The following is a 450-nucleotide window of genomic DNA, read 5'->3' as shown; positions in this document are numbered from 1 at the left end:
GCCGATGATCTGGTAGGCCCGCTCGGGCGAAGGATACAAGGCGCTGGGCCGGATCATGTGGCGCACACGGCGGCCTGACCTGGCATCGAAGGTCTCCACGGTGTACGCAAAAGTCGCCGTACTGCCGGCGAGGGCAGCGATCTTGCCGGCCTCCACAGTGAAAGGTAAAGGGAAACGAGTGTCACTGACGATGTCGCGGAACTGCTTATCGCCAACGGGCATGCCGCCGGTGGTGGTGCCATACATTTCCAGGTTGACGCGGCTGCCTGCGGCGATCAGCGGGTTGGCCTCGACATGTACTGTGGCACCGTTGGGCACGGCCTCGGGATCGAGGGTGTCGCCAACGGCCTCTGCCACGGACGGTGGGGCCAGAGCGGTGAGCTGGCCATGGATTTCCAGGCGACGTCGAGCCGAGGTATAGGTGTCCCCTTGGCGCTCCAGGGTGTAACC

The 450-nt window shown here is 64.4% G+C and carries 1 protein-coding gene; it reads right to left on the bottom strand.

The features are described 5' to 3' along the window. Window positions 1-450, bottom strand: a 450-nt coding sequence (locus ACPYOD_RS19160; protein WP_481303273.1) for a hypothetical protein, incomplete at both ends; no start/stop codon positions are given.

Source organism: Luteibacter sp. HAY1-4A (assembly GCF_056755355.1).
Note: the sequence above shows the minus strand (reverse complement) of the source record. Positions and strands in the feature narration are given on the sequence as shown.